A 2,208-nucleotide genomic window follows, 5' to 3' on the forward strand; every position below is an offset into this window, starting at 1 on the left:
CAGTCGACCAGCGAGGCCTCGGCCGACTCCTCGGCCAGCAGCTCGCGCACCCGCGGGATCACCCGGGTGCCGTAGAGCTCGATGCTGCGCATCGCCCGCTCGTGGGGGACGCCGCCGTTGGAGTACTTGAGGTCGAAGCGCTGGATGCCCAGGAACCGCACGGTGGTGGCGATCTTGCGGGCGACGGTCTCCGGTGAACCGACGAACAGGGCGCCGTGATCCACCTCGGCGTCGTACTGCGCGCGGGTGACCGGGCCCCAGCCGCGCTCGGCGCCGATCCGGTCGCGCTGGGCCTTGAAGTGCGGGTAGAGCAGCTCGCGGGCCTCCTCGTCGGTGTCGGCGACGAAGCCGGGGGAGTGCACCCCGATCGGGAGGTCGGGCTGCTCGAGCTCCTGCAGGGCGCGGCGGTAGAGGTCGGTGTACGGCCCGAAGCGCGCCGGGTCGCCGCCGATGATCGCGAGCATCAGCGGGAAGCCGTACCGGGCGGTGCGCACGACGGACTCGGGGGAGCCGCCGACCCCGATCCAGGTGGGGATCGAGCCGCGCTCGGTGCGCGGGAAGATGCGGGCGCCGCGCAGTGGCGGGCGCAGCTCGCCGGCGTCCCAGGTGACGGTGCCCTCGCCCTGCAGGGCGGCCCAGAGGTCGAGCTTCTCGGCGAAGAGGCGGTCGTAGTCGGCGAGGTCGAGGCCGAAGAGCGGGAAGGACTCGGTGAACGAGCCGCGGCCCAGGGTGACCTCGGCGCGGCCGTGGGAGAGCGCGTCGAGGGTGGCGAAGCGCTCGTAGACGCGCACCGGGTCGTCGGAGCTGAGGACGGTGACGGCGGTGCCGAGCAGGATCCGCTCGGTGCGGGCAGCGACCGCGGCCAGCACCATGTCGGGGGAGGAGACCGCGAAGTCGTCGCGGTGGTGCTCACCGATGCCGATGGCGTCGACGCCGACCTGGTCGGCCAGCTCCGCCTCGGCGACCACGTTGCGGATGACCTGGGGGTACGGCAACGGCTCCCCGGTGGCCTCGTCGACGGTGACGTCGCCGAAGGTGTCGAGCCCGAGCTGGAGCTCAGGCATCGCCGGCCTCACGTGCTGCGGCCTCGACGTCGAAGTCGCGCACCGCGGTGACGACCTGCTCGAGCGCCTGCGCGGGCAGCGCGCCGGCCTGCGAGAAGACCAGGTGGCCCTTCTTGAAGGCCATCAGCGTGGGGATCGAGGTGACCTGCGCGGCGGCGGCCAGCTGCTGCTCCTCCTCGGTGTTGACCGAGCCGAAGACCAGGTCGCTGTGCTGCTCGGAGGCAGCCTCGTAGATCGGGGCGAAGTTGCGGCACGGGCCGCACCACGACGCCCAGAAGTCGACGAACACGATCTCGTTGTCGAGGACGGTGCTCTCGAAGTTGCCGGCGGTCAGGTCGATGGTGGACATGACTGCTCAACGTCCGGGGTCGGTGAGGGATTCCCTCGCGAGGTTGAGGTCGACCCCGCCGGAGATGCCCGGGACCGAGCCGGCGTCGTCGTGCTGCCACACGGTCCAGTCCCGGCGCGGCGGGCGGTCGCCGAGGCGTCGTACCCACTGCGGGTGGTCGGCGAGGTCGTCGGCGAACCCGAACCGCTCCTCGAAGTCCGGGTAGAGGTAGACCAGCGTGCGGCGGCCGGTGCGCCGGTCGACGACGTCGAGGAACTCGCGGACCTCGGCCAGCAGGGTCTCCGCGGGCGGCGGGGTGGTGCAGCTGCCGGCCAGCTCCAGGTCGAGTGCGTGCGGGATCGCTGCCGGCTCGTCGCCGACGACGTCGAGGAAGTGCTGCGCCTGCGCGCCGCCGTCGGAGCAGAGCTGGAAGTAGTGGTAGCCGGCGACGTCGATGCCGGCGCGGGTCGCGGCACGGCGGTTCTCCGCGAAGCGGGGGTCGGTGAAGCCGGTGCCCTCGCTGGCCTTGAGGTAGGCGAACGTGATGCCGGCGTCCGCGACCTGCCGCCAGTCGATCGGGCCCTGGTGGTGCGAGGCGTCGATGCCCCGCCGCGGCTCGGGCTCCGGCGTGCGCGTGGCGGACGGGGGTGCGGTCGAGGTCGACCTGTCCGGGGACGGGTCGGGCACCGCCGGGGTGGTCGTCGTACCCGTCGAGGAGTCGGAGGGAGTCGGTGGCGTGGACGTGGGCCCGCCGTTCTTCGCGCCGTCGTCCCCGCAGCCGGCGAGCAGCAGGGCGACGGCCAGCAGGCCGGCCGG

3 protein-coding genes are annotated in these 2,208 nt (G+C 73.0%); all 3 read right to left on the reverse strand.

From position 1 onward, the window contains the following. Positions 1-1,064, reverse strand: a 1,064-nt coding sequence (locus tag L615_RS21520; protein ID WP_145726425.1) for an LLM class flavin-dependent oxidoreductase, incomplete at its 3' end; no start/stop codon positions are given. After that, the gene (trxA, locus tag L615_RS21525) at positions 1,057-1,413 is read right to left on the reverse strand and encodes a thioredoxin (protein ID WP_028657174.1); all 357 of its coding nucleotides are present in this window, start codon (positions 1,411-1,413) and stop codon (positions 1,057-1,059) included. The genes trxA and L615_RS21520, both read right to left, overlap by 8 nt. A 6-nt stretch (positions 1,414-1,419) precedes the next feature. Next, positions 1,420-2,208: glycoside hydrolase family 25 protein (locus tag L615_RS21530; RefSeq protein WP_145726426.1), on the reverse strand; the 789-nt coding region annotated here is incomplete at its 5' end.

This window comes from Nocardioides sp. J9 (assembly GCF_007829375.1).
GTDB lineage: Bacteria > Actinomycetota > Actinomycetes > Propionibacteriales > Nocardioidaceae > Nocardioides.

Excerpts from the sequence above, each read along its gene's own strand:
- trxA (WP_028657174.1), bottom strand. The coding sequence starts at position 1,413 with ATGTCCACCATCGACCTGACCGCCGGCAACTTCGAGAGCACCGTCCTC.